The sequence below is a fragment of the Pseudomonas sp. P5_B2 genome (genome assembly GCF_056400445.1).
Window position 1 is genome coordinate 1 of sequence record NZ_JBFULH010001530.1, and the last position, 512, is coordinate 512.

Annotated in this window: 1 protein-coding gene; it reads left to right on the top strand. The window is 51.6% G+C overall.

Annotated features, from left to right (window positions below):
- Positions 1-45: 45 nt before the first annotated feature.
- Positions 46-512, top strand: a 467-nt coding sequence (locus tag AC1DRJ_RS32220) for an ABC transporter permease (RefSeq protein ID WP_477805643.1), incomplete at its 3' end; no start/stop codon positions are given.

Consider the following 512-nt stretch of genomic DNA (forward strand, 5'->3'; position numbering starts at 1 on the left):
GCCAAGAGTGAAGCAACTCGGCTTCACTTTTATCAGGAGTAAGAAATGTTGGAGCTGCTCAGAAGCCTTTGGGGCTACCGGGGGTTTGTTTTTTCATCAATCCGTAATGAGTTTTCTGCCCGTTTTGCTCGTAGCCGTTTAGGCGGTTTGTGGATGATCATCAATCCTTTGGCCCAAGTCGCGATCTATGCCTTGGTGCTCTCTAACGTACTGGCAGCTAAGCTGCCCGGGATCGACAACAAATACGCGTATGCCCTCTACCTGATGGCTGGGATGCTGGCATGGAGTCTTTTTGCGGAAATCATTGGCCGCTGCCTGACCCTGTTCATCGACCAGGGCAACCTAATGAAAAAAATGCGTTTTCCGCGTATCACCTTGCCGGTGATTGTGGTGGGGTCGTGCCTGCTAAATTATGTGCTGCTGTTTGTCGCGCTGCTGGTGGTCTTTGCGCTGCTGGGGCAATGGCCGCATCTGCATATGTTCTGGCTCATCCCATTGACAGTTGCAGTTAC